Consider the following 20,929-nt stretch of genomic DNA (forward strand, 5'->3'; position numbering starts at 1 on the left):
ATCAACCGCAGGGGAAGACGCGCCGGATCCGGGATCACGCCGGAGTCGCGCCCGCGACCGGTGCCCGGCAGCGCGTCAGCAGCGCGTCCCGCGCCGCGGCGAGGGCCGGCGGGCGCTCCTCCGCCCCGAAGGCGGCGTCGATCTGCACGAGGAAGGATTCGGCGCGGACCAGCCAGGCCTCGAAGGCGGGGGCGGTGCGGTCGTCCGGGGCGGAGGCGGCCAGAGCCTCCCCTTCCCTGGCGAGGTCCGCGGCCCGTGCGGCCGGACCGTAGCCCGCCGCCTTGGCGGCCGCGGGCAGGACGGGGCTCGCCGCGGCGCCGAGCTCGACGCGCAGCAGGTCGCGGGCCTCGTCCTGCGCGATCCGGTCCTGGACGAGGTGGATCACCGGCCACAGGTCGGCCTCCTCCGCGGCCATGCGGCCCGCGATGAGCGCCGCCGCCGCGACGAGCGACTGGCCCCGCACCACGCGCCGGTCGCTCAGCCGCACGCCGCGGGCGCGCAGCTTGCGCACCACCTGCGCGTAGGCGGGCCGGACCGGCGCGAGGTCGATCCGCGCGGCGGCCTCGGCGAGGGCGTCGATCTCCGCGAGCGTCAGCGGCGCCTCCCCGTCGCCGGGTTCGACGGACGCGACCGGGTCGCCGGCGAGCAGGGCCTCCAGGTCGGTGTCGGCCAGGGGATCAACGAAGGCCGTGACGAGGAAGCGGTCGGCGAAGGCCGCGAGACCGGGATCCTCCGGCAGGGCGTTGCTGGCGCCGACGCAGCAGCGCAGCGGGACGGCGGTGTCGAAATGCCCCCGGCGGTAGCGGCGCTCGTTCAGCACGCCGAGAAGCGCGTTCAGGATCGCGGTCGAGCCGAGGAAGACCTCATCGAGGAAGGCGAACTCGGCCTCCGGCAGCATGCCGGAGATGTCCGGCCGCAGCTTGCCCGCGCGCAGGGCTTCGAGGTCCAGCGGGCCGAACAGTTCGGCCGGTTCCGTGAAGCGCCCGATCAGGTACTCGAAGCAGCGCGCCCCGGTCCCGGCGGCGCAGGCCCGCACCGCCGCCGACTTGCCGGTGCCGGGCGGTCCGATCAGCAGGAGATGCTCGCGCGCCACCAGCGCGAGGTGCACCAGCTCCACCACGTGGCGACGCCCGACCAGGCCGCGGGCCGCGCGGCCGATGGCGCGCTCCAGGCGTTCGATCGCGGTATCGATAACCCCCCTCCCGTCAGGTTCGGCCCGCTCGCCGCGACAGGGCGATGGGTCGCGGTGCCGTCCCGCGCCGCGCCGTCGAGCCGGCGGCGGGCGCCTCGCGGAGCCCGTCCCGTGACGTGAGGCGCGGCCGGACCGAAGACTTTCCTGCGCGGCCGCGCGTCCCGATCACCGGCATCCGCCGAGATGCCAAATCTGCCCGTGTACGCTTCCCACTATCGTCGCGCAGCCCCGGCGCCGGGACGATCAGGCGAAACATTCTGCCCACGAGATCTCCCAGAATACTCTGATTCCGCGAGGCTAGCCCGGCGGTCGACTTCCGGTCAACGTGCCGCGACCGCCGCCTGACCATCGCGGCGGCGCGCACGCACCGGCGACGCGGTCAGTCCCGCGACGTCGGACCGGAGACCGGCGCCTTCGGGACCGCGAGGCGTCCCTCCTCGGCCTTGTTGATGTACTGACTGGCGATGAAGAGCCCCTTCAGCGGCCGGATGATCGGCACGCAGGCCAGGAGGAGCAGCGGCAGCGTCACCACGGCGTGGACCCAGAGCGGCGGATCGTAGGTGAGTTCCAGCCAGATCCCGAAAGCGGTGACGGGGAACGCCATCGTCATCATGATGAAGAAGGCGGGCCCGTCCGCCGGATCGGCGAAGCCGTAGTCCAGCCCGCACGCCTCGCAGCGCGGCCGCAGGGTGATGAAGCCGTCGAACAGGCGTCCTGTCCCGCAGCGCGGGCAGCGGCAGCGCAGGCCGACGGACATGAGCGATTGGTCGGTGGTCCTCTGCATCATCGACGGTCCTGAGCAACAGGCCGGCGCCGATCCCTGATCGACCGGCCTTGCGCCTGCCGATTGTATGGCATATTGAGCCATACAATCGCGGTTGAGACTGAGCAATTCGACAGGTTTCTGGCGGATCGCGGCCGGTTACGAGCACTGAGCGACCTGGCCGCACGCTCAATGTATGCATACAGTGGTGGGATTACAGGGGTCAATGATGGAATCCTGGAGCCCGACAATCGCCGGCGGCACGGGGCCCAAGTACCTCGCCATCGTCCGGGCGTTGGCCGAGGACATCCGGGCCGGCCGGCTCTCGCCGGGAGAGCGCCTTCCGCCGCAGCGCGCCCTGGCGAAGCACCTCAACGTCGATCTCACGACGGTCACGCGCGCCTTCAACGAGGCGCGCCGAACGGGCCTGATCGACGCGACCGCGGGGCGGGGCAGCTTCGTCCGGGCGTCCCGATCGCCGGCCGGGGAGATGCGCAGGCCCGATCCGTCCGGAAGCGTCGATTTCAGCATGAACATGCCGCCCCAGCCGGAGGCGGCGCGGCTGGCGGAGCGCCTGGAGGCGGGTCTGTCGCGGTTGGCCGGTTCGTCCACCTTCCTAGCCCGGATGCAGTACCAGGACAGTGCCGGGAACCTCGCCGACCGGGCGGCGGCGGCGCACTGGCTCGGTCAACGGCTCGGGGCGCTCCCGATGCAGCGCGTCCTCGTGGCCGGCGGTGCCCAGGTCGTGCTCGCCGCCGTGCTCGCTGCCGTCCTGAAGCCGGGCGACGCCCTCTGCGTCCCGGCGCTCACCTATCCCGGGCTGCGCGTGGCCGCGGAGCGCCGCGGCGTCCGCCTCCTGCCTGTGGCCGGCGACGCGGAGGGGCTCGACCCGGACGCCCTGCTCGAGCGGTGCCGATCCGATCGGCCGCGGGCCCTGTACCTCGTGCCGACCCTCGACAACCCGACCACCGCGACCCTGCCGGCAATCCGGCGTCGGCGGATCGCCGAGATCGCCCGCACGCACGGCGTCGCCATCATCGAGGACGACGCGTACGGCGCCTTGCCCCACGATGCGCCGGCTCCCATCGCGTCCCAGGCGAGCGACATCACGTGGCACATCGCGACGCTGTCCAAATGCGCGAGTCCCGGCCTGCGCATCGCCTACGTCGCGGTCCCGGGAACGAACGAGGCGGTGCGGCTGGCGGCCGAACTGCGCGCCATCAACATGATGGCCTCGCCCCTCACGGCCGCGCTCGCCTCGCACTGGATCGCCGAGGGCGAACTCGACGGCATCGTCGCGGCGATCCGGCAGGAGAACGAGCTCAGGCAGGCGGTCGCGCGCGAGACGCTCCGGGACCTGGACGTCTGGGCGCATCCGTGCGGGCACCATCTGTGGCTCCGGCTGCCCGATCCCTGGCGTCGCGGCGAGTTCGGCGCCCACGCGCGCCAGCTCGGCGTGTCGGTCGTCCCGAGCGACGCCTTCGCGGTCGGGGCCGCCCCGGAAGCGATCCGCGTCTCCCTGGGTGCGGCGCCGGACGCCGAGACGCTCCGGTACGGCCTCAGCCTGCTCGCGACGCTGCTGGCGCACCCGCCCGGCGCGATCTCCACCGTTGTCTGAGCCGGCCGAGGCGGCGCGTGCCGGTCCGACCCCTCTGACCGCGAAGGGAACGCGATGCTCCGGTGTCTCAGGCGGACGTGCCCGCGGATCCCGCGTCGTCCCTCGCGCGTCTCGGCACTGGCGCTGGCACTGCTCGCGTCAGCCTGCTCGGACGACGGACGGGAGCGCCGCCGCGCCCTGGGCGAGACCCCGACGTTCGACGACGTCATGCGGGTGGCCGACGCGGAGCGCGGCGGGCGGCTGTTCGGTCAGTGCGCCGCCTGCCACACGATCAGCCCGGGGGCGGGCGATCGGAACGGACCCGAACTCTACGGCGTGCTCGGCAAGCCGGTCGCCAGCAACAGCCGGCGCTACGGCTATACCGGGGCGCTCCAGGCGCTGGGCGGCGTCTGGACACCGGAGCGGATGGACCTCTGGCTCGCCGCCCCGGCGAAGCTGGCGCCCGGCACGCGCATGACCTTCCGCGGCCTTCCCGATCCCCTCGATCGGGGGGATCTCATCGCCTATCTCCGGACCCGGTCACCGGGGGACGGTGACGCAGAGGCGCACCCGTCGCGGCCTTGAGCGGCACCCCGGCGGCATCGCGCGTCCCTCGCGACGCGATCGGAGCCGGGATCGTCCTGCCGGTCAGACGAAGCGCGCGGGCAGGGCGACGCCCTGCGCGTACTGGATCAGAGCCGGTGCGAGACGCGCGATCATCGACCAAGCGACGAGCCGGTCGGATCCGGACGCGGTTTCGTCATCCTGCGCGTCGCCATCGGCCGTCTCCTCGCGGTCGCGGCCGGTGATCGGCCGCCTCGGAGCGGCGTTGTGGTCAAGCTCCTCTGCCGCCGGATTGCGCGACGTCTCGCGTGGCGGCACGGACTGACCCGGCGATCCCTCAGATCAGCCCGACGGATTCTTCCGGGAAGCGGATCGCGAAGACCGCCCCCAGCCCCGGACCGGCGCTCTCCGCCGTGGCGCGGCCGCCGTGAAGCTCGGCGATCCGACGGACGATCGAGAGCCCGAGACCGGTCGAGTTCTCGCCGCCGGTGGGCTTGGCCGACAGGCGCTGGAACCGCCCGAACACGCGGGCCGAATCCTCCGGCGAGAGGCCGGGCCCGTGGTCGGCGACGGCGCAGATCAGTTCCGCGCCGCGCGGGCCCGGCTCGCGGCTGACCCGGACCGTGATCGCCCCGCCCACCGGGCTGTACTTGATGGCGTTCGAGACGAGGTTGTCGAGGGCCTCGCGCAGGCGCTCGGCGTCGCCGCAGAGGAACAGCTCGTCCGGGCCTTCGCAGACCAGGGTCTGGTCCTTCGCGTCGGCGAGTGGCCGGTCGGCCTCGCAGACCTCCCGGGCGAGGCCCGCGAGGTCGACCGGTTCCCGGCGCAGGCTGATGTCGAGGGCGTCGTTCATCGCGTCGGCCATGAGGCTGTCGATCATGGTCGTCAGCCCTTTGGCGCTGGTGCGCACGTGCTGCACCTGCGCCCGCATCTGCTCCCGGTCGCCCTGCATGTCGATCAGGTCGGACAGCATCTCGGCGCGGCCGAGGATGACTGCCAGCGGGTTCTTCAGATCGTGCGCGATCGTGCCGAGGATCTCGGTCTTCAGGCTGTTGGCGCGCCGCAGGTCCGAGCGCTGCAGGTCCAGCCGGCGATTCGCCCGGATCAGCTCGGCGGTCCGCTCGACGACCCGCCGCTCGAGGTCGGCGTTGGTCAGCTGCAGCCGCTCGTAGAGGATGACGTTGTCGAAGGCGATCGACAGCCGGCTCGTAAACAGGGCGATGAGCGACCGGTCGGTCTCGGACAACTGGCGGTCGGCCTCGATCAGCGCGACGATCTCGCTGCCGCTCGCCGTGTGCAGATACAGGGTCGACCAGTGCTCGCCGAAGCTGTGCCGGCGCTCGGCGAAGGCCCGTTCGACGAGCGGTTGCACCCGCTCCTCCAGCGGCCAGCACGGCTCGCGCCCGGCGTAGTGGCCGTAGCAGCCGGATCCGGCCAGGACGCAGAAGCGCTCCTGCGGGGCGGCGGTCTCGCGCAGGACCAGGATGCCGGCGCAGGCGACGTTCAGGAGCGAGGCGACCTGGGTGAGGACGCCCTCCGCCAGGCGCTGCATCGACTTGTGATCGAGGAGCATCGGCGCGGCGTCGATGATGATCTCGAGCCCGCGCCGGGTCTCGTCGAGGCGCTTGAGCTGCTGATGGGCGCGCAGGGCCGCGGTGAGGCTGGTGAACAGCTTGTCGGCGGTCAGCTCGGTCTTCGCCTTGTAGTCGTTGATGTCGTAGTCGACGATGATCCGCCGCTCCGGCGCCTGCCCGGGCTGGCCGGTCCTCAGGATGATGCGCACGGTCTCCTGCCGGAGCTCGCGCCGGATGTAGTCCACCAGCTCCAGCCCGGCATTGTCGGTCTCCATCACCACGTCGAGCAGCACCACCGCCACGTCGCGGCGCTCGGCGAGCAGCACCCGCGCCTCCGCGGCCGAACGGGCGGTGAGGATCTCCAGGCCGCGCCCGTCGAGGGTGTAGCTCGCCAGCGCGTAGCGCGTGCCGTCATGCACGGCCGGATCGTCGTCGATCACGGCGATCACCCAGGCTCCCGCGGTCGGCTGCGCCTCGTCGAGGTCGTCAGGGATCAGCGTGAGGGTGTCATCGTCCATGGCTATGACCTGAAATGCTGCTCGCAATCGGACGACTACGCTAGAAATCGTGTTGAAAACTTGTCACGCTACCGTGAGCCGATACGATTCCTGCATTCGTTCAAGAGCGAACCCGGAAAGTGCGCACCGCTGCGATGACCATACCAGACAGCCCCGCCCCCGGCGCCGCCCGCGGCGGTGCGGCGATCCCGTCGATCGCCGTGGTGGACGACGAGGCGGCGACCCGCGAGATGGTCGGGGATTACCTGAAGCTCCACGGGTTCTCGGTGGTCCTGTGCGACGGCGGGCGCTCCTTGCGGGAGCACCTCGCCGGCCACAGCCCGGACCTGATCGTGCTCGACCTGAACATGCCCGAGGAGGACGGGCTCTCCATCGTGCGCGACCTCAAGGCCCGGACCGCGATCCCGATCATCATGCTCACCGCCACGGCGAGCGCGATCGACCGCGTGGTCGGGCTGGAGCTCGGGGCCGACGATTACTTGCCCAAGCCCTGCGAGTTGCGCGAGCTGGTCGCCCGCGTGCGCTCGGTCCTGCGCCGCGTGCAGACGCCGACCGCCGCGCCGGCCCCGGTTCCCGTGAGCGGGCGCCGCATCCGGTTCGGCACGAAATGGCTGGAGCTCGACGCCCTGCGCCTCAGCGACGATGCCGGTCTGGAGCAGGCGCTCACCCGCTCGGAATTCGACCTGCTGAAGGCGTTCGCCGACAATCCGCGGCGGGCGCTCTCGCGCGAGCGCCTGCTCGACCTCGCGGACGCCCGCGACCCGGACGCGTTCGACCGCGCCATCGACGTACGGATCAACCGCATCCGCAAAAAGGTCGAGCCGGACCCCGGCAATCCGCGCTACATCCGCACCGTGCGGGGCCTCGGATACATATTCCGCCCCGAGGGAGACTGATGCGACCCGGATCAATGTTGCGTCGTGATGGGGTGACGCAACAATTCACGCTCCAGATCTGGCTGGAAGCAATATCCGCGGTACGGAGCGTCCCTATCAGCGTGGCAGGACCGAGGGCCGGAGGTGCCCGGAGGACGGGCCATGCGACACGTGATCGGTACCTCGTCGGCCGCGGCTTTCGGCACGCTCTGCGTCCTGGCGCTCGTCGGCTGGACCCAAGCGGCCAGCACGGTGCCGATGCAGGCCAGCGGGGGCGCAAAAGCCTCCGCGGCGGCCCGTGACGGCGCCGCCTGTGGCGGGGCGGCCTGGCCGTACCCGCCCGGCGCCTGCGCGGGCGCCGGCCCGGTCGGCGACCCGGCGGGCCGTCGCGTCCGGCTCATCGCGGTCGACGCCGCGCCCGGCCGTCGGTGAGGGGCGCGAACCGCCATGCCGCACTTCCGCGACGACCCCGGTGCCGACGAAGATCCCGACCTGCTCGGTGCGCTGCGCCGCATGCTGCGCGCCGGAGAACGCGCTCCGCGGCGCCTGCCGACCTGCGCCGAGCGGTTCGGCGTGCCGGCGCCGCGCGATCGCGCGCGTGACGCGCAGGATGCCGTGCTGGCCGGCCCGGACCCGCGGCCGCCCCGATCCCGACATCGCTGAGACCGCCCGTGGCGGATGGCTTCGACGCCGTCTCTGCGCGCGCAGCGAAGCGACCCGGCGGCGCCGTATCGGCCGGACGCGCGCAGCCCTGGGTCGCTTCGCTGCGCGCGCGATGACGGGGCGGGCGGCAGCGACCGAAGACTGCGCGCGGACACCGGGTGATCCGGTCGCCGGAACGCCGCCCGATTGCACCGCTCTCCGGCACGGCCTTAAGTTGCTGCCGGACCCCTATGTCGGGACGCGGATGCGGGTTGGACCCAAGATCGCCCTGGTCGGTGGCGTGCCGATCCTCGCCGCCGGCGCGATCGCCATGGCCGGCTGGCTCCTCCTGGCGCAGGAGGAGCGCGCCCGGCGCGGCGCGGTCCTGGCCGCCGACGTGTACCACGACATCGCCACCGCCCGCCTGGTCCGCGACCAGTACGCCGCCGCGGACGCGCAGGACCGGCCCGCCTACGCCGAGCGCTTCGCCAGCCTGACGGCACGGGCCGAGGCCGGCCTCGGCCGGCTCGCCGGCTTCGCCCGCATCGACGAGCAGCGCGCGCGGACCGCCTCGGTGGAGCGGGCGCTGGCCGGCTACCGGGGCGAGATGGACGCCTTCGTCCGCCGGACCCGGGAGAATGACGGCCTGATCCGCGAGATGACGCAGCGGGCCGACACCCTGATCGACCTCGCCGACCGGGCGCGCCTGCGCCAGCAGGCCTCGAACGCCGACCTCGCGCGCTCGACGGCCGAGAAGGTCGAGGCGCTGCGGGTCGCCCGGGGACTCGTCGCCCGCCTCAACGCCCTGAGAGCCCGCAGCGCGGAGAGCGCCGTGATCGCTGCTCAGATCGCCGCCCAGGCCGCGGCCCGGAGCGATGCCCCCGCGGCCGGCCCCGCCGGAGCGGCGGTCTCGGAGGGCGACGGCCCGCGCGCGCAGGGCCTCTTCCGCGCCGCCAGCCGCGACCTCGCGGCGGCGCTGCGGGCCGACGGCCGGGACGCCGAGGCGGAGGCCCTCGACGCGCTCACCGCCGAGACGGCGGGGTGGAAGCCGGACCTCCGCGCGAAGCTCGACGCCTGGATCGAGCGCACCTTGAAGATCGAGACGTCCGGCCAGGAGAGCCTGCACGACGAGGTGGCGCAGCTGCTGGCCTATTCCGTGGAGGCCAACGAGATCGAGCGCGCCACCCAGAACGTCGCGATCGGCACCCTCAAGCTGGGGCCGCGCACCGCGGGCGCCCTCCTGCACCGGGACGCGGCCCTCGCCGAGCAGATGCGCGACGAGGGCGAGCGCCTCGCCCGGAGCGCCGCCTCGCTGCCGATCTCGCCGCTGATCCAGGCCGAGATGGTCCAGGCCCTCGACGGGTGGCGCGGGCGCCTCACCACCACCATCGGGGGCCTGCGGCAGCAGAACGCCATGATCGTCGCGATGGACGGGCTCGCCGCGACGATGATCGACAGCGCCAAGGCGCTCAACGACGCCTTCGTGGAGGATGCCGACCGGTCCGGCATCGTCATCCAGCGGATCCTGCTCGCCGGCGCGGCCGGGCTCCTGCTGTTCGGCGCGCTGGTCGTGATCCTCGTCGCCCGCTCGATCCTGGTGCCGTTGCGCGCCCTCCAGGGCGACATGGTCATGCTGACCGGTAACCCGGCGAGGGCGGCCGTGCGAGGCACGGCACGCCGCGACGAGCTCGGCGACATCGCCCGCGCCACCGCGGTCTTCGTCTCCGAGATCACCCGCCGGGAAGGCGCGCTGCGACGGGCCAAGGATCAGGCGGACGTCGCCCTGGTCGAGCTGCGCCGGACCCAGGACAACCTCGTCCGGGCCGAGAAGCTCGCCTCCCTCGGGCAGCTCGTGGCCGGGGTCGCCCACGAGATCAACACGCCGCTGGGCATCGCGCTCACCACCGGGACGCTCATGAGCGACGAGGCGCGGACCTTCCGCACAGGCCTGTCCGCCGGCACGCTGTCGCGGTCCCGGCTGAACCACTTCGTCGACCGGGTCGAGGAGGGCGCCACCCTGCTCTGCACGAATCTTACCCGGGCCGCCGACCTCGTCCAGGGCTTCAAGCAGGTCGCGGTGGACCGCGTCAGCGACGAGAGCCGCAGCGTCGTGCTGGCGACCTGGCTTGACGACCTGCTGGCGAGCCTCAGGCCGATGCTGCGCAAGGGCGGCCATACGGTGGAGCGCGCCTGCCCCGCGGACCTCGTCATCGACACCAATCCCGGCGTGCTCGCGCAGATCGTGACCAACCTCATCGCGAACGCGGTCGTGCACGGGTTCCGGGCGGGCGAGCCGGGACGGATCACCGTGCACGTGTCGGAACGGGAGGGCGGCCTCGTGCGGATGGAGGTCCGCGACACCGGTCAGGGCATCCCGCCGGAGCACCTCGACCGGATCTTCGACCCGTTCTTCACGACGGCCCGCAGCGCCGGCAGCACGGGGCTCGGCATGCACATCGTCCACAATCTCGTGACCGCCAAGCTCGGCGGCCGCATCGCGGTCAGCAGCGAGCCCGGCCAGGGGACCGTCGTGCAGGTCGACTTTCCCGCCCAGGGTGCCGGAGCGGCCGCCCGGCCGCGGACCGGCGCGATCCAGACGCCGTGAGGCCGGCCGCGGCATACCGCGCCGGCCAGCGCGCCCTGGCGGTCGCCTTCATCTCGGCGCTGATCCTGGGTCACGGCCCGGCGTCGGCGCGCACCTTCGTGTTCTGCTCGGAAGGCAGCCCGGAATCCTTCGATCCCGCCCGCGCCACGACCACCACCACGATGAACGCCGCGTGGCAGGTCTACAATGCGCTCGTGGAGTTCGTGCCCGGCACCACGACGATCCGCCCGGCCCTCGCCGAATCCTGGACGGTCTCGGAGGACGGCCGGACCTACGTCTTCGCTCTGCGGGACGGCGTCCGCTTCCACACCAACGCGCGCTTCACCCCCACGCGCGCCCTGAACGCCGACGACGTGGTGTTCTCGTTCACCCGGCAGCGGCGCTCCGGGCCCGACGGCGCCGCGCAGGGCTTCACCTACTTCCACGATCTCGGCCTCGCCGACCTGATCGAGACCGTCGACGCCCAGGATCCGCGCCACGTCCGCTTCCGGTTGCGCGAGGCCGACACCACCTTCCTCGCCAACATCGCGCAGGCCTTCGGCGCCATCCTGTCCGCCGAGTACGCGGCCGCCCTCGCGGCCGGCAACGCGTCGGACGACCTCGCCCGGGCGCCCATCGGGACGGGCCCGTTCGTCTTCGAGGGGTACCGGCCGGATCAGGTCCTCCGCTACCGCGCCTTCCCGGATTACTGGCGCCGCGCCGCGGACGGGAACGAGCCGGGCGAACGCCCCGACGGTCTCGTCTTCGCGATCACGCCGAACGCGGCGGTCCGGCTGAACAAGCTGCGGGCCGGCGAGTGCCACGCTATGGCGTTCCCGGCGACCGGCGACCTCGACGCGATCCGGGCGGAGCCGGGCCTGACGCTGCTCGCGCTGGCCGAGCTGAACGTCGCCTATCTCGCCCTCAACACGACCCGTGCGCCCTTCGGCGACGTCCGGGTGCGGCGCGCGGTCAACCTCGCCATCGACCGGCGGGCGATCGTGGCGGGCGTCTACGGCGACGCGGGGATCCTGGCGCAGGGGCCGCTGCCGCCCGGGATCTGGGCCCACGACGCGGACCTGCCGGACACCCCCTTCGACCGCGGCGAGGCGCTGCGCCTGCTGGCCGAGGCCGGGCTCGCCGACGGCTTCGACGTTGACCTGTGGTATCCGCCAGTCAGCCGACCCTACAACCCGAACGGCCGGCGCGTCGCCGACATGATCCAGGCCGACCTCGCGCAAGTTGGCATCCGCGCGCGCCCGGTCACGCGTCCCTGGAACGCGTACCGCGCCGCCCTATACGGCGGAGAGCCCACGCTGATGCTCTACGGCTGGACGAGCGACAACGGCGACCCGGACAACTTCCTGAACGTTCTGCTCGGCTGCAAGGCCGCCCAGACCGGCGGCGCCAACCTCGCCCGCTGGTGCGACCCGGCCTACGACCGGCTGGTCGAGGCCGCCCGCCGCACCGGCGACCGGGAGGCGCGCCAGGCTCTGTACCGGCAGGCTCAGGCCATCGCCCGGCGTGCGATGCCCTGGGTGCCCCTGGCCCACACCAAGGTGCATCTGGCGCTCCGCGACGACGTGCTCGGCCTGACAATGGATCCCCTCGGCCGCCACCTGTTCGAGACGGTGCGGTTCCGCGACCCGCGCTGACGGCAACGACAGCGCCGTCCGTGCGAGCGGAGCGAAGCAATCCAGCAGCGCCACGTCCACTAACGGCGCGCATCCCTGGGACACTTCGCGGCGCTCGCGATGACGGGGTGGGCCGACCGACCGGCCACGCTCACTTCTTGGTCCGCTGCTGGAAGACCCGCAGCACCTGATTGCCCCGCGCCACGGCGTCGTCGAGGGCCCGCTGCGGCGCCTTCGCGCCGTCGAGCGCCGCCTCCAGTTCCTCGGCCCAGATGTCCCGGATCTGCAGCATGTTGCCCAGGCGCAGACCGGCGGTGTTGCGCGTCGGCGGCCGCCGGGTGAGTTCCTGCACGGCGACGTGGAGCTGCGGGTGCCGCTCGAAGAAGCCCTCCGCCACCGCGTCGGCGTAGGCGGCGCGCGTGGTGGGGATGTAGCCGGTGTTCCGGTACATCGCGGCCTGCTGCCGCCCGTCCATCAGGAAGGCCAGGAACCGGGCGACGCCGCGGTACTCGTCCGGCGTCTTGCCCTGCATCACGTAGAGCGAGCCGCCGCCCAGGATCGCGTTCTGCGGCTCCGGCACGACGTCGGGATAGAAGGGCATGGGCACGACCGTCCAGTCGAACCGGGCCGCGGTGGCGACCTTGCCGTACAGGCTGGACGAGGTGAGGAAGATCGCGCAGTCGCCCGAGACGAACCGGTTCTCGCCGCGATTGACGCGGTCGTTGTACTCGAACACGCCCGCGCGCTTCAGGTCGACGAGGTTCTGCAGGTGGCGGACCTGGAGCGGGCCGTTGAAGACGAGTTCGGCATCGTAGCCGTCCAGGCCGTTGGAGCGGGTCGCGAGCGGCCGGTCGTGCCAGACGGACAGCTGCTCGAGATGCACCCAGGTCGGCCAGGCGGAGGACAGGGCGCACCGCTTGCCGTCCGCCGCCTTGAGCCGCCGCGCGGCCTCGAAGACCTCGGGCCAGGTCGCCGGGGGCTGCTTGGCGTCGAGTCCCGCCAGACGGAACCGGTCGCGGTTGATCCACATCACCGTCGAGGAGACGTTGAAGGGGAGTGACAGCATCCCGCCCTCGGCATCCCGATAATTCGTGGCGACGACCGGCAGGAAGTCCTCGGGCGTCACCGAGAGCCCGGCCTCCCGCATCACGGTGGCGACGGACCTGACGGCGCCGACGGCGGCCGCCATGGTGCCGTTGCCGACCTCGAAGACCTGCAGCAGGTGCGGCGCCGCGCCGGTGCGGTAGGCCGTGATGCCGCTGCTGATCGTCTCGGCGTAGGAGCCCTTGTAGACCGGCACGACCCGGTAGTCCGGCTGGGAGGCGTTGAAGGTCTCGGCGAGGCGGGTCACCAGCTCGCCGTTCGGCCCGTCCAGGGCGTGCCAGAACTGGATCTCGGTGAGGGCCGCGGCGGGCAGCGGGCGCAGCGCGGCGGGCAGCCCGACGAGTAGCCCGACGAGCAGCGTCATGAGCAGGCCGGCGCTCGGCAGCCTCGAGCGGCCGACGCCGCGCCGGATGGGTTGCGTCGCGCCGCTCATGCCAGCCGCTCCGGTAGCCACAGCCGCAGCACCGTGCCGGCACCCGCGCTGCTCTGCAGTTCGACCCGCCCCTGGAGGCGGTTCACCACGAGGTTGTGGACGATGTGCAGGCCCAGGCCCGTGCCGCCGCGGGCGCGGGCCGTCGTGAAGAACGGGTCGAACACGCGGCCGAGGTCGGCCCCGTCGATGCCGCGCCCGTCATCGGCGATGGAGAGGCCGATGCCGTCCCCGGACCGGATCCCCGTGATGGTGATGCGGCCGCCCTCCCGATCCTGGAAGCCGTGCTCGATCGCGTTCTTGACGGCGTTCGAGACGACCTGCGCCAGGATCCCCGGCAGGGTGTCGACGACGAGATCGGGCGGGCAGTCGACCTCGAAGACGTGGCGGCCCGGCCGCGCCAGGGCGCGCAGGCTCTTCAGGAGCTCGTCGATCCAGTCCGCGAGGTTCAGCGGGCGGCGGTCCTCGATGGCCTGATCGGCCGCCACCTGCTTGAAGCTGTAGAGGAGATCGGCCGCGCGCATCAGGTTGCTGGTCAGGAGCTGCGCGCCCTCCCGCATCCGCCCGGCATACTGGGTCAGCCGCGACCGGGAGAGCTGGTTGTCCCCGACCATGCGCGCGAACGCGGCCGAGTCGGACTGGACCTGCGTCGCCGTGGTCAGGGCGATGCCGAGCGGGGTGCTGATCTCGTGCGAGACGCCCGCCACGAGCTGCCCGAGCGAGGCGAGCCGCTCGGCGCGGATCAGGTCCTCCTGGGCCTGCCGCAGGGTCGTGAGCGCGTCGTCGGCGCGCTGGGAGGCGTTGCGCCGGTCCGCCTCGCGGCGGCGGATCTGCTCCAGGAACGCGTTGGTCGCCCTGGCGATGTCGCCGAGCTCGTCGCGTCGGGTGAGCAGGTGACTGTCGCGGCCGATATCCTCGGGGGCGGGCGCGGCGGCGGCGGTGACGATGCTGTGCTGGAGCGCGTGCAGCGGCCGGGTGATCGAGCGCGCCACCGCGGCGGCGGCGCCGATCCCCAGGCACAGGGCGCCGACCGCCCCCACGACCAGCAACTGCCGGATCACGCTGCCGAACTGGTCGGCATCGTCGATGAAGGCCCGGCTCAGGGTCTGCGCGTTGGCGCTCATCGTGGCGGCGCGGCTGTCCATGTCGGCGATGGTCTCGTTCTGCTCGCCGATCTTCCCGATCGTCGCGGCGAGCTGCGTGCGCCACCCGTCGATCGCCTCCGCCATCTCGTCCCGGATGCTCACCGGGATGAGCAGCGTCCGGGACGTGCCCGACAGCTCCGCGCCCGCCTCCAGCACCCGCGACGCTTCCGCAGTATCCCGGCGCGCCAGGGCCGCATCCGTCCGCCGGGCCAGGCGCAGGGCCGTGAGGGCGATGTCCTGGGCGGAGAGCTCGGCCTCGTTCGAGAGGACCGAGTGACGGATCAGGAGCGCGACCTCCTCATACAGCCGGTTCTGCCGGGTGACGTTCACTTGGACGAGCTGGTCGCACCACTCGACCAGGACGCGGCCGGCCTGGGTCGCGCGGGTCAGCTCGAAGCCCTCGGAGAGCACCCTGTTGAGGCCGTCCTCGGTCCGGCTCCGGTCGCGGTACGCCTTCAGGAGCTCCGTCGCCCGGTCCGCCGCCCCCGCCTCGCCGTCGACCCGCAGGACGCGGCGCAGCCGGTCGCCCACCGCATCGAGCTGCCGCAGGTCGGCGGCGAGCTCATCGAACTCGATCGGGAAGACCGGGCGGCCGATGCGCGCCCGGTTTAGCTCCGCGGTGCTGATCGCCTCCCGGAGCTCCCGGAGGGCCGTGACGACGCCCTGGTTCCGCTCCAGCTCGGCATCCTTGACGGCCAGGACGGCGATCAACTGGGCGTTGTCCTGCTGCTGGCGCCGGCGCGCGACGTCGGTCAGCGCCACCAGGGCGTCCGCCCGCCGGGCCATATCGGCGATCGTCGCGTTCGCCGTCCGCTCGGAGAGCAGGAGCGAGCGCATGCGCGTCACCTGCGAGTTCAGATCGCCCGTGACGGTCGCCACGAGAGCCGACTGGCCACGCGTGCGCGCGAGACCCTCCAGGCGTTCGAGCTGCCCGGCCGCCGTGGCGGCCCGCTCGTCGAAGCGTCGCTCGGCCTCGTCCCGCCGCTCGGTGCCGCCGCTGACGGCATCCGCCCGCGCCCGGTTCATCGACGTCAGCGTCTGTGCGGTCTCCGTCGCCACCACGGCGCCGGTCCGGGCCCGCTCGGCCTCGTAGAGCAGGATCCAGGCGCCCAGCGCGATGGCGGCCGCGACGAGAATCGGAATCGCGCCGACCACGAGGACGCGGCGCGCGATCCCGGACCTCCCCAACCCGCGGATCATCGCGCCGCGCACCGTGTCCCGCGCCCCGTCACCCGTCCCGCTCCCCGATCCGTCGCTGATTCCGCGACGACACACTCCGTTATTGTGCCATCGGCGCGATGACTTCCCGAGAGCGCTGAAGCAACACGGGACGCAATATTCCCGCAGCACCGCTTGCGTAGATACCGCCCCGCACAACGGTCCTCGAAGGCCGAATGAGGGGAAACACCATGCTCGACGTCATCGCCCGCCTCCTGCTCTCGGCCGGCATCATGGTCGGCACGACCTACCTGCCGGCGCTCTCGCAGGCGGTCACCGGGCAGCAGGCCGGCACCCGGAGCTACGCCGCGGACGCGCCCGCCTGTCCGGCGAAGCCCGCGATGGCCGGGATCCGCGCCCGGTCCTGCCTGGGCTGACCGGTATGGAGACGCTTCCTCTGATCCTGCTCGTCGGCGGGAATGTCCTGCTCGCGATCGTGATTCCGCTCCTCGTCTGAGCGCACCGCGATCATGCTCCGCGAGGCCGTCGGAAGGCTGGTCGACCACGGCCCGCCGCGAACCGCCGCCGCGGTCGGCAGTTGCCCGCCGGTGAGGCCTCGATTAGCCGGTCGATGCGGCCGGCTCGGGCCGCGCCCCGTGTCACGATGCGCCGCCGCCCATGCCCGCGTCTCCAAGCCTCGCCCGGGACCGATCCCGCATCGCGGCCCTCGCTCTGGCGGCGCTGATCGGCGTCGGCGATCCCCGCCCGGGCTGGTCCCTCGACATGCCGGACAGCCCGCGTCCCGCCCGGCCGTCCCGGCCGGTGCCGCCGGAGCTGGCTGCGGCCCTCGCGGCGTACAGGACCTACGTCGTGGCCCAGGCCGACGCCTTCGTGCGCGAGACCGCGCGCTTCGTCGCGGCGATCCAGGCCGGGCAGCTCGCGGAGGCGCGCCGGCTCTACGCCCCGGCGCGCGCGCCCTACGAGCGTATCGAGCCGGTGGCGGCCCTGTTTCCCGAGCTGATCAAGCGTCTCGACGTGCGCAGCGACGAGTTCGAGCTGCGCGAGCGCGATCCCGCCTTCGTCGGCTTCCATCGGCTGGAGATGGCGCTGTTCACCCTCGGCACCACGGAGGGGCTCGGCGAGGTCGCGGAGCGGCTCACCGCCGAGACCGTGACCCTGCGCGCCCGACTCGCGGCGCTCGCCATCCCGCCCGCCCGGGCGGTCGGGGCAGCCTCGGCCCTGATCGAGGGGATCGCCGCCACCAAGATCAGCGGCGAGGAGGAGCGCTACAGCCGCACCGACCTGTGGGACTTCCAGGCCAATATCGAGGGCTCGAAGGTGGTGTTCACGCTCCTGCGGCCGCTGCTGACGGACCGGGACTTCGTGGCCCGGGTCGAGCGCAGCTACAAGCGAGTCGAGGACCTGCTCGCGCGCTACCGCAGTCCGGACGGCGGCTTCCAGAGCTACGACAACCTCACCGCCCGGGACCGCAACGCCCTGAAGGGGCCCATCACCCTTCTGGCTGAAGATCTGTCGACGCTGCGTGGCCGGCTCGGTCTAGACTGATATCATTGCCGAGGTGCCGCGCTGTGGCCTCTCTTCGTGGCTAAAGGCGGCAGCGCGACCAGATTTTGCCGAGCGACGATGCGTTTCCTTTCACCGGTTCCCACCCGCCGCCGGTTTCTCGGCGGCCTCGGCGCCGCCGCGCTCCTCGGGCCCGCCCGGGCCGAGGACGCGACGCCGACCACCGCCACCGAGGGGACGCTCGTCGCCCAGCCCTTCTACGGCCCCCATCAGGCCGGGATCGTCACCCCGCAGCCGGCCGCGGCCCTGTACGTGGCCTTCGACGTGCTGGCCGAGCGGCGCGGCGAGCTGCCCCACCTGTTCCGGACGCTCACCGAGCGCCTCGCCTTCCTGACGCGCGGCGGTGCCGTGCCTGATCTTCACCCGCAGCTCCCGCCGCGCAATTCCGGCATCCTCGGGCCGACCATCCTCCCGGACAATCTCACCGCCACCGTGTCGGTCGGCGCGAGCCTGTTCGATTACCGGTTCGGCCTGGGTCGCGCCCGCCCGCGCCATCTCGGGCCGATGGAGCGCTTCCCCAACGACGCCCTCGACCCGGCGCAGTGCCACGGCGACCTGCTGATCCAGTTCTGCTCGAACACCGCCGAGACCAACATCCACGCCCTGCGCGACGTCATCAAGGCGACGCCCGGCCTCCTCACGCCGCGCTGGAAGATGGAGGGCTTCCTCCCGCCCCACGTTGTGAAGACCATGGGGGCCGACACCGTGCGCAACATGCTCGGCTTCAAGGACGGCACCGCCAACCTCGACGTGCGGGACCTCCGGATGATGGACCGTTACGTCTGGGTCGGAGCGGGGCAGGACGAGCCGGCCTGGACGACGGGCGGAAGCTACCAGGTGGTGCGGATCATCCGCACCCTCGTCGAGCGCTGGGACCGCACGCCGCTCGGCGAGCAGGAGGCCATCATCGGGCGGCACAAGGGCAGCGGCGCGCCGCTCCGGCAGGGACACGAGCGCGACGTCCCCGACTACGCCGCCGACCCGGACGGCGAGGCGATCTCGCTCGCGGCCCATATCCGTCTCGCCAATCCGCGCCTGCCGGGCACCGAGGGCAGTTTGATCCTGCGCCGCAGCTACAACTATTCCCGCGGGCTGACCGCCGCCGGCCAGCTCGACATGGGCCTGCTGTTCGTCTGCTACCAGGCCGACCTCGCCGCCGGATTCGTCACCGTGCAGAACCGTCTGTCCGGCGAGGGGCTCGAAGAGTACATCCGCCCGATCGGCGGCGGCTATTTCTTCGCTCTGCCCGGCGTGCCGGGGCCCGGCTCCTTCCTCGGGGAAGGAATGCTGGCCACGACCTAGACGGCGTCGACGCGGATCCCGGCTCGGACCACCGCCCCCGGATGCTGCCCCCGGGGCGCCCGAGGGACCGGCCGGCTGCGGGACCGCTCCCGCACTCAGTCGCCGTCCGTCTGCCCCGCGATCAGGGCCATGCGGACGAGTTCGGAGAGGCTGCCGGCCTGAAGCTTGGACATGACGTTTGCCCGGTAGATCTCCACCGTCCGCGGGCTGATGCCGAGATCGAGGCCGATCACCTTGTTGGCCTTGCCGGCGATCAGTCCCTCCAGCACCTGCCGCTCGCGCTCGGTCAGTTCGGCCAGGCGCGCCCGCACCGCGTCGCGCTCGGACGCGCGCTTGGCCGTCCGGTCCGAGCGCGCCAGTGCCGAGCGGATGCTGGCGAGGAGCACCTCGTCGTCGAACGGCTTCTCGATGAAGTCGACCGCGCCGGCCTTCATGGCCGCGACCGCGAGGGCGACGTCCGCGTGGCCCGTCATGACGATCACCGGCGGCAGGCTACCCCGCTGACGGAGGCGGTGCAGGAGCTCGACGCCGTCGATGCCGGGCATGCGCACGTCGGTGACGACGCAGCGGACGCGCTCGGGCTCCGCCGCCAGGAAGGCGGTCGCGGAATCGTGGACGCGGACGGTCAGCCCGTCGGTCGCCAGCAGGAAGGCCAGCGCCTGACGCACCGCGAGATCGTCGTCCACGATGTGCACGGGCGCGTCACTCGACATGAGCCATCTCCTCGCGGTCGAAGGTGCGCAGGGTGAAGCGGAAGGTCGTCCCGCCGTCCGGACCGGGTCCGGCCTGGATCTTGCCGCCGTGGGCCTCGACGATGGTCCGGCAGATCGACAGGCCGACGCCCATGCCGTTCGCCTTCGTCGTCACGAAGGGCTGGAAGAGCTGCTCGGCGATCTCGGGCGCGATGCCGGTCCCGGTATCCGACACGCGCACCTCGACCAGGCCCTCGGCGGGCAGCGCCCGCGTGGCGACGGTCAGGTCGCGCCGGGCGACGTCCTGCATGGCCTCGATCGCGTTGCGGATGAGGTTGAGCAGGACCTGCTGCACCTGGATCCGGACCGCCATCACGAGGGGCGCGTCCGGGTCGAGATCGAAGCGGACGCGCACACCCTTCTCCTTGGCGCCGACGAGGGCGAGGGCGCTCGCTTCCTCGATCAGCTTCGGCAATCCCTCGATGTGCCGCTCGCTCTCGCCGCGCGACACGAAATCCCGCAGGTGCCGGATCACCTGCCCGGCTCTCAGGGCTTGGTCGGCCGCCTGGTTCACCGCGTCGGCGAGCAGGGGCACCTCGGGACCCTCCATGCGCCCGAGGAGGCGGCGGCAGCCCTTCAGGTAGCTCGCGATCGCCGTCAGGGGCTGGTTGATCTCGTGGGCCAGGGTCGAGGCCATCTCGCCGAGGGCGGTGAAGCGCGACATGTGCACCAGCTCGGACTGCAGCTCCTGCAGGCGCGTCTCGGTCTCGTTCCGCTCGGTGAGGTCCCGGATGAAGCCGGTGAAGTAGCGCTCGCCGCCCGAGCGCATCTCCCCGACCGACAGCTCCATGGGGAAGGTGGAGCCGTCCTTGCGCTGGCCGACCACGACGCGGCCGATGCCGATGATCCGGCGCTCGCCCGTCCGGAGGTAGCGGGCCATGTAGGCGTCGTGCTGGCTGCGGTACGGCTCCGGCATCAGCACGCTGACGTTCCGCCCGACCATCTCGTCCGAGCCGTAGCCGAACTGGCGCACGGCGGCCGCGCTGAACGACTTGATCTGCGCCTGCTCGTCGATGACGATCATCGCATCGGGGACCGTGTCGAGGATCGAGCGCAGGTGCGCCTCGCGCGCCCGCAACTCCTCGTCGGCCTGCTTCTGCGCGTGGATGCTGAAGACCACGCCCCGGTGCCGGCACGGCCGGCCGCCGGCATCGACCTGCACGCGCCCGCGCGAGCGCAACCAGTGAACGCGTCCATCAGGATGCACGGCGCGGAAGTCGATCTCGTAGCTTCCGCCGTCCGTCAGCGCGCGCCCGATCGCCGCCGCCCGGGCGGCGCGGTCGTCCGGGTGAACGCGCGCTTGGATCTCGTCCAGGGTGGTGAGACGGTCCGGCGGCACGCCGAACAGGCGGATGCAGGACGGGAGGATCGTGACGCGCCCGGTCGGGATGTCGAGGGCCCAGCCGCAGATGCCGGCCTCGTCCAGCGTCAGCCGCAGGCCGTCGGCGTCGAACGGGCCGCCGTCGCCGGTGGCGGGCGCGTATGGGTGTTCAGGCGTCGTCATGTCAGTC

Annotated in this window: 18 protein-coding genes; 10 read left to right on the forward strand and 8 right to left on the reverse strand. The window is 72.5% G+C overall.

Annotated features, from left to right (window positions below; translation table 11 throughout):
- Window positions 1–34 precede the first annotated feature (34 nt).
- A complete protein-coding gene (locus BM419_RS33300) occupies window positions 35–1,192 on the reverse strand; it encodes an AAA family ATPase (protein WP_348273202.1) in 1,158 nt (385 codons plus the stop codon).
- Between the two features lie 379 nt (window positions 1,193–1,571).
- Window positions 1,572–1,976, reverse strand: a complete 405-nt coding sequence (locus BM419_RS25140) for a DUF983 domain-containing protein (protein ID WP_085986796.1) — start codon at window positions 1,974–1,976, stop codon at window positions 1,572–1,574.
- A 205-nt stretch (window positions 1,977–2,181) separates the two neighbouring features.
- Here BM419_RS25140 and BM419_RS25145 point away from each other — a divergent pair, with 205 nt between their 5' ends.
- Window positions 2,182–3,573 carry an aminotransferase-like domain-containing protein gene (locus tag BM419_RS25145; protein ID WP_091928024.1) on the forward strand — a complete coding sequence of 464 codons (1,392 nt, stop codon included), beginning with the start codon at window positions 2,182–2,184 and terminating at the stop codon, window positions 3,571–3,573.
- A 54-nt stretch (window positions 3,574–3,627) separates the two neighbouring features.
- Window positions 3,628–4,137, forward strand: a complete 510-nt coding sequence (locus BM419_RS25150) for a c-type cytochrome (protein WP_091928025.1) — start codon at window positions 3,628–3,630, stop codon at window positions 4,135–4,137.
- A 63-nt stretch (window positions 4,138–4,200) separates the two neighbouring features.
- Here BM419_RS25150 and BM419_RS32585 read toward each other — a convergent pair whose 3' ends face one another.
- Both BM419_RS32585 and BM419_RS25160 read right to left on the reverse strand, forming a co-directional pair.
- Window positions 4,201–4,434, reverse strand: coding sequence for a hypothetical protein (locus tag BM419_RS32585; protein ID WP_091928026.1), 234 nt, complete (start codon window positions 4,432–4,434; stop codon window positions 4,201–4,203).
- Between the two features lie 19 nt (window positions 4,435–4,453).
- Complete coding sequence (locus tag BM419_RS25160) at window positions 4,454–6,208, reverse strand: ATP-binding response regulator (protein ID WP_091680607.1); 1,755 nt, start codon at window positions 6,206–6,208, stop codon at window positions 4,454–4,456.
- 134 nt (window positions 6,209–6,342) lie between these two features.
- On the opposite strand from BM419_RS25160, the gene BM419_RS25165 reads away from it, so the two are divergent.
- The 5 genes from BM419_RS25165 (at window position 6,343) to BM419_RS25185 (ending at window position 11,964) form a co-directional block, all read left to right on the forward strand.
- Window positions 6,343–7,104: a response regulator gene (locus BM419_RS25165; RefSeq protein WP_056533312.1), complete on the forward strand. Its 762-nt coding sequence runs from the start codon at window positions 6,343–6,345 to the stop codon at window positions 7,102–7,104.
- Window positions 7,105–7,245: 141 nt separating this feature from the next.
- The gene (locus tag BM419_RS25170; protein WP_020093134.1) at window positions 7,246–7,515 is read left to right on the forward strand and encodes a hypothetical protein; all 270 of its coding nucleotides are present in this window, start codon (window positions 7,246–7,248) and stop codon (window positions 7,513–7,515) included.
- Between the two features lie 15 nt (window positions 7,516–7,530).
- Entirely contained in the window at window positions 7,531–7,746 is a 216-nt protein-coding gene (locus BM419_RS25175) for a hypothetical protein (protein WP_091928027.1), read from the forward strand.
- Between the two features lie 244 nt (window positions 7,747–7,990).
- Window positions 7,991–10,330 carry a sensor histidine kinase gene (locus BM419_RS25180; RefSeq protein ID WP_091928028.1) on the forward strand — a complete coding sequence of 780 codons (2,340 nt, stop codon included), beginning with the start codon at window positions 7,991–7,993 and terminating at the stop codon, window positions 10,328–10,330.
- The gene (locus tag BM419_RS25185; RefSeq protein WP_091928029.1) at window positions 10,327–11,964 is read left to right on the forward strand and encodes an ABC transporter substrate-binding protein; all 1,638 of its coding nucleotides are present in this window, start codon (window positions 10,327–10,329) and stop codon (window positions 11,962–11,964) included. The genes BM419_RS25180 and BM419_RS25185 overlap by 4 nt, the downstream gene beginning before the upstream one ends.
- A gap of 130 nt (window positions 11,965–12,094) precedes the next feature.
- On the opposite strand, the gene ugpB is transcribed toward BM419_RS25185, so the two are convergent.
- Entirely contained in the window at window positions 12,095–13,480 is a 1,386-nt protein-coding gene (gene ugpB / locus BM419_RS25190) for a sn-glycerol-3-phosphate ABC transporter substrate-binding protein UgpB (RefSeq protein WP_091928030.1), read from the reverse strand.
- A complete protein-coding gene (locus BM419_RS25195; protein WP_091928054.1) occupies window positions 13,477–15,822 on the reverse strand; it encodes a sensor histidine kinase in 2,346 nt (781 codons plus the stop codon). The genes ugpB and BM419_RS25195 overlap by 4 nt, the downstream gene beginning before the upstream one ends.
- 209 nt (window positions 15,823–16,031) lie before the next feature.
- Here BM419_RS25195 and BM419_RS25200 point away from each other — a divergent pair, with 209 nt between their 5' ends.
- From BM419_RS25200 to efeB, 3 genes are all read left to right on the forward strand, one after another.
- Window positions 16,032–16,217: a hypothetical protein gene (locus tag BM419_RS25200; RefSeq protein WP_091928031.1), complete on the forward strand. Its 186-nt coding sequence runs from the start codon at window positions 16,032–16,034 to the stop codon at window positions 16,215–16,217.
- A gap of 241 nt (window positions 16,218–16,458) precedes the next feature.
- Entirely contained in the window at window positions 16,459–17,346 is an 888-nt protein-coding gene (gene efeO / locus BM419_RS25205) for an iron uptake system protein EfeO (protein WP_091928032.1), read from the forward strand.
- 78 nt (window positions 17,347–17,424) lie between these two features.
- On the forward strand, window positions 17,425–18,666 hold the full coding sequence (efeB, locus tag BM419_RS25210; RefSeq protein ID WP_091928033.1) for an iron uptake transporter deferrochelatase/peroxidase subunit: 1,242 nt from the start codon (window positions 17,425–17,427) through the stop codon (window positions 18,664–18,666).
- A 95-nt stretch (window positions 18,667–18,761) separates the two neighbouring features.
- Here efeB and fixJ read toward each other — a convergent pair whose 3' ends face one another.
- Window positions 18,762–19,379, reverse strand: coding sequence for a response regulator FixJ (gene fixJ, locus BM419_RS25215; RefSeq protein WP_091928034.1), 618 nt, complete (start codon window positions 19,377–19,379; stop codon window positions 18,762–18,764).
- On the reverse strand, window positions 19,369–20,922 hold the full coding sequence (locus BM419_RS25220; RefSeq protein ID WP_042669577.1) for a PAS domain S-box protein: 1,554 nt from the start codon (window positions 20,920–20,922) through the stop codon (window positions 19,369–19,371). Before BM419_RS25220 ends, fixJ begins: the two co-directional genes overlap by 11 nt.
- Window positions 20,923–20,929: the final 7 nt, after the last annotated feature.

The organism is Methylobacterium sp. yr668 (assembly GCF_900116245.1).
In the GTDB taxonomy this organism is placed as follows: Bacteria; Pseudomonadota; Alphaproteobacteria; order Rhizobiales; family Beijerinckiaceae; genus Methylobacterium.

What these genes read in the sequence shown, in the direction of transcription:
- BM419_RS25150 (WP_091928025.1), top strand. Translation starts at nt 3,628, where the DNA reads ATGCTCCGGTGTCTCAGGCGGACGTGCCCGCGGATCCCGCGTCGTCCC.
- BM419_RS25175 (WP_091928027.1), top strand. Translation starts at nt 7,531, where the DNA reads ATGCCGCACTTCCGCGACGACCCCGGTGCCGACGAAGATCCCGACCTG.
- BM419_RS25165 (WP_056533312.1), top strand. Translation starts at nt 6,343, where the DNA reads ATGACCATACCAGACAGCCCCGCCCCCGGCGCCGCCCGCGGCGGTGCG.
- fixJ (WP_091928034.1), bottom strand. Translation starts at nt 19,379, where the DNA reads ATGTCGAGTGACGCGCCCGTGCACATCGTGGACGACGATCTCGCGGTG.
- BM419_RS25160 (WP_091680607.1), bottom strand. Translation starts at nt 6,208, where the DNA reads ATGGACGATGACACCCTCACGCTGATCCCTGACGACCTCGACGAGGCG.
- BM419_RS25180 (WP_091928028.1), top strand. Translation starts at nt 7,991, where the DNA reads ATGCGGGTTGGACCCAAGATCGCCCTGGTCGGTGGCGTGCCGATCCTC.
- efeB (WP_091928033.1), top strand. Translation starts at nt 17,425, where the DNA reads ATGCGTTTCCTTTCACCGGTTCCCACCCGCCGCCGGTTTCTCGGCGGC.
- ugpB (WP_091928030.1), bottom strand. Translation starts at nt 13,480, where the DNA reads ATGAGCGGCGCGACGCAACCCATCCGGCGCGGCGTCGGCCGCTCGAGG.
- BM419_RS25200 (WP_091928031.1), top strand. Translation starts at nt 16,032, where the DNA reads ATGCTCGACGTCATCGCCCGCCTCCTGCTCTCGGCCGGCATCATGGTC.
- BM419_RS25145 (WP_091928024.1), top strand. Translation starts at nt 2,182, where the DNA reads ATGATGGAATCCTGGAGCCCGACAATCGCCGGCGGCACGGGGCCCAAG.
- BM419_RS25220 (WP_042669577.1), bottom strand. Translation starts at nt 20,922, where the DNA reads ATGACGACGCCTGAACACCCATACGCGCCCGCCACCGGCGACGGCGGC.
- BM419_RS25195 (WP_091928054.1), bottom strand. Translation starts at nt 15,822, where the DNA reads ATGATCCGCGGGTTGGGGAGGTCCGGGATCGCGCGCCGCGTCCTCGTG.
- efeO (WP_091928032.1), top strand. Translation starts at nt 16,459, where the DNA reads ATGCCCGCGTCTCCAAGCCTCGCCCGGGACCGATCCCGCATCGCGGCC.
- BM419_RS25140 (WP_085986796.1), bottom strand. Translation starts at nt 1,976, where the DNA reads ATGCAGAGGACCACCGACCAATCGCTCATGTCCGTCGGCCTGCGCTGC.
- BM419_RS25170 (WP_020093134.1), top strand. Translation starts at nt 7,246, where the DNA reads ATGCGACACGTGATCGGTACCTCGTCGGCCGCGGCTTTCGGCACGCTC.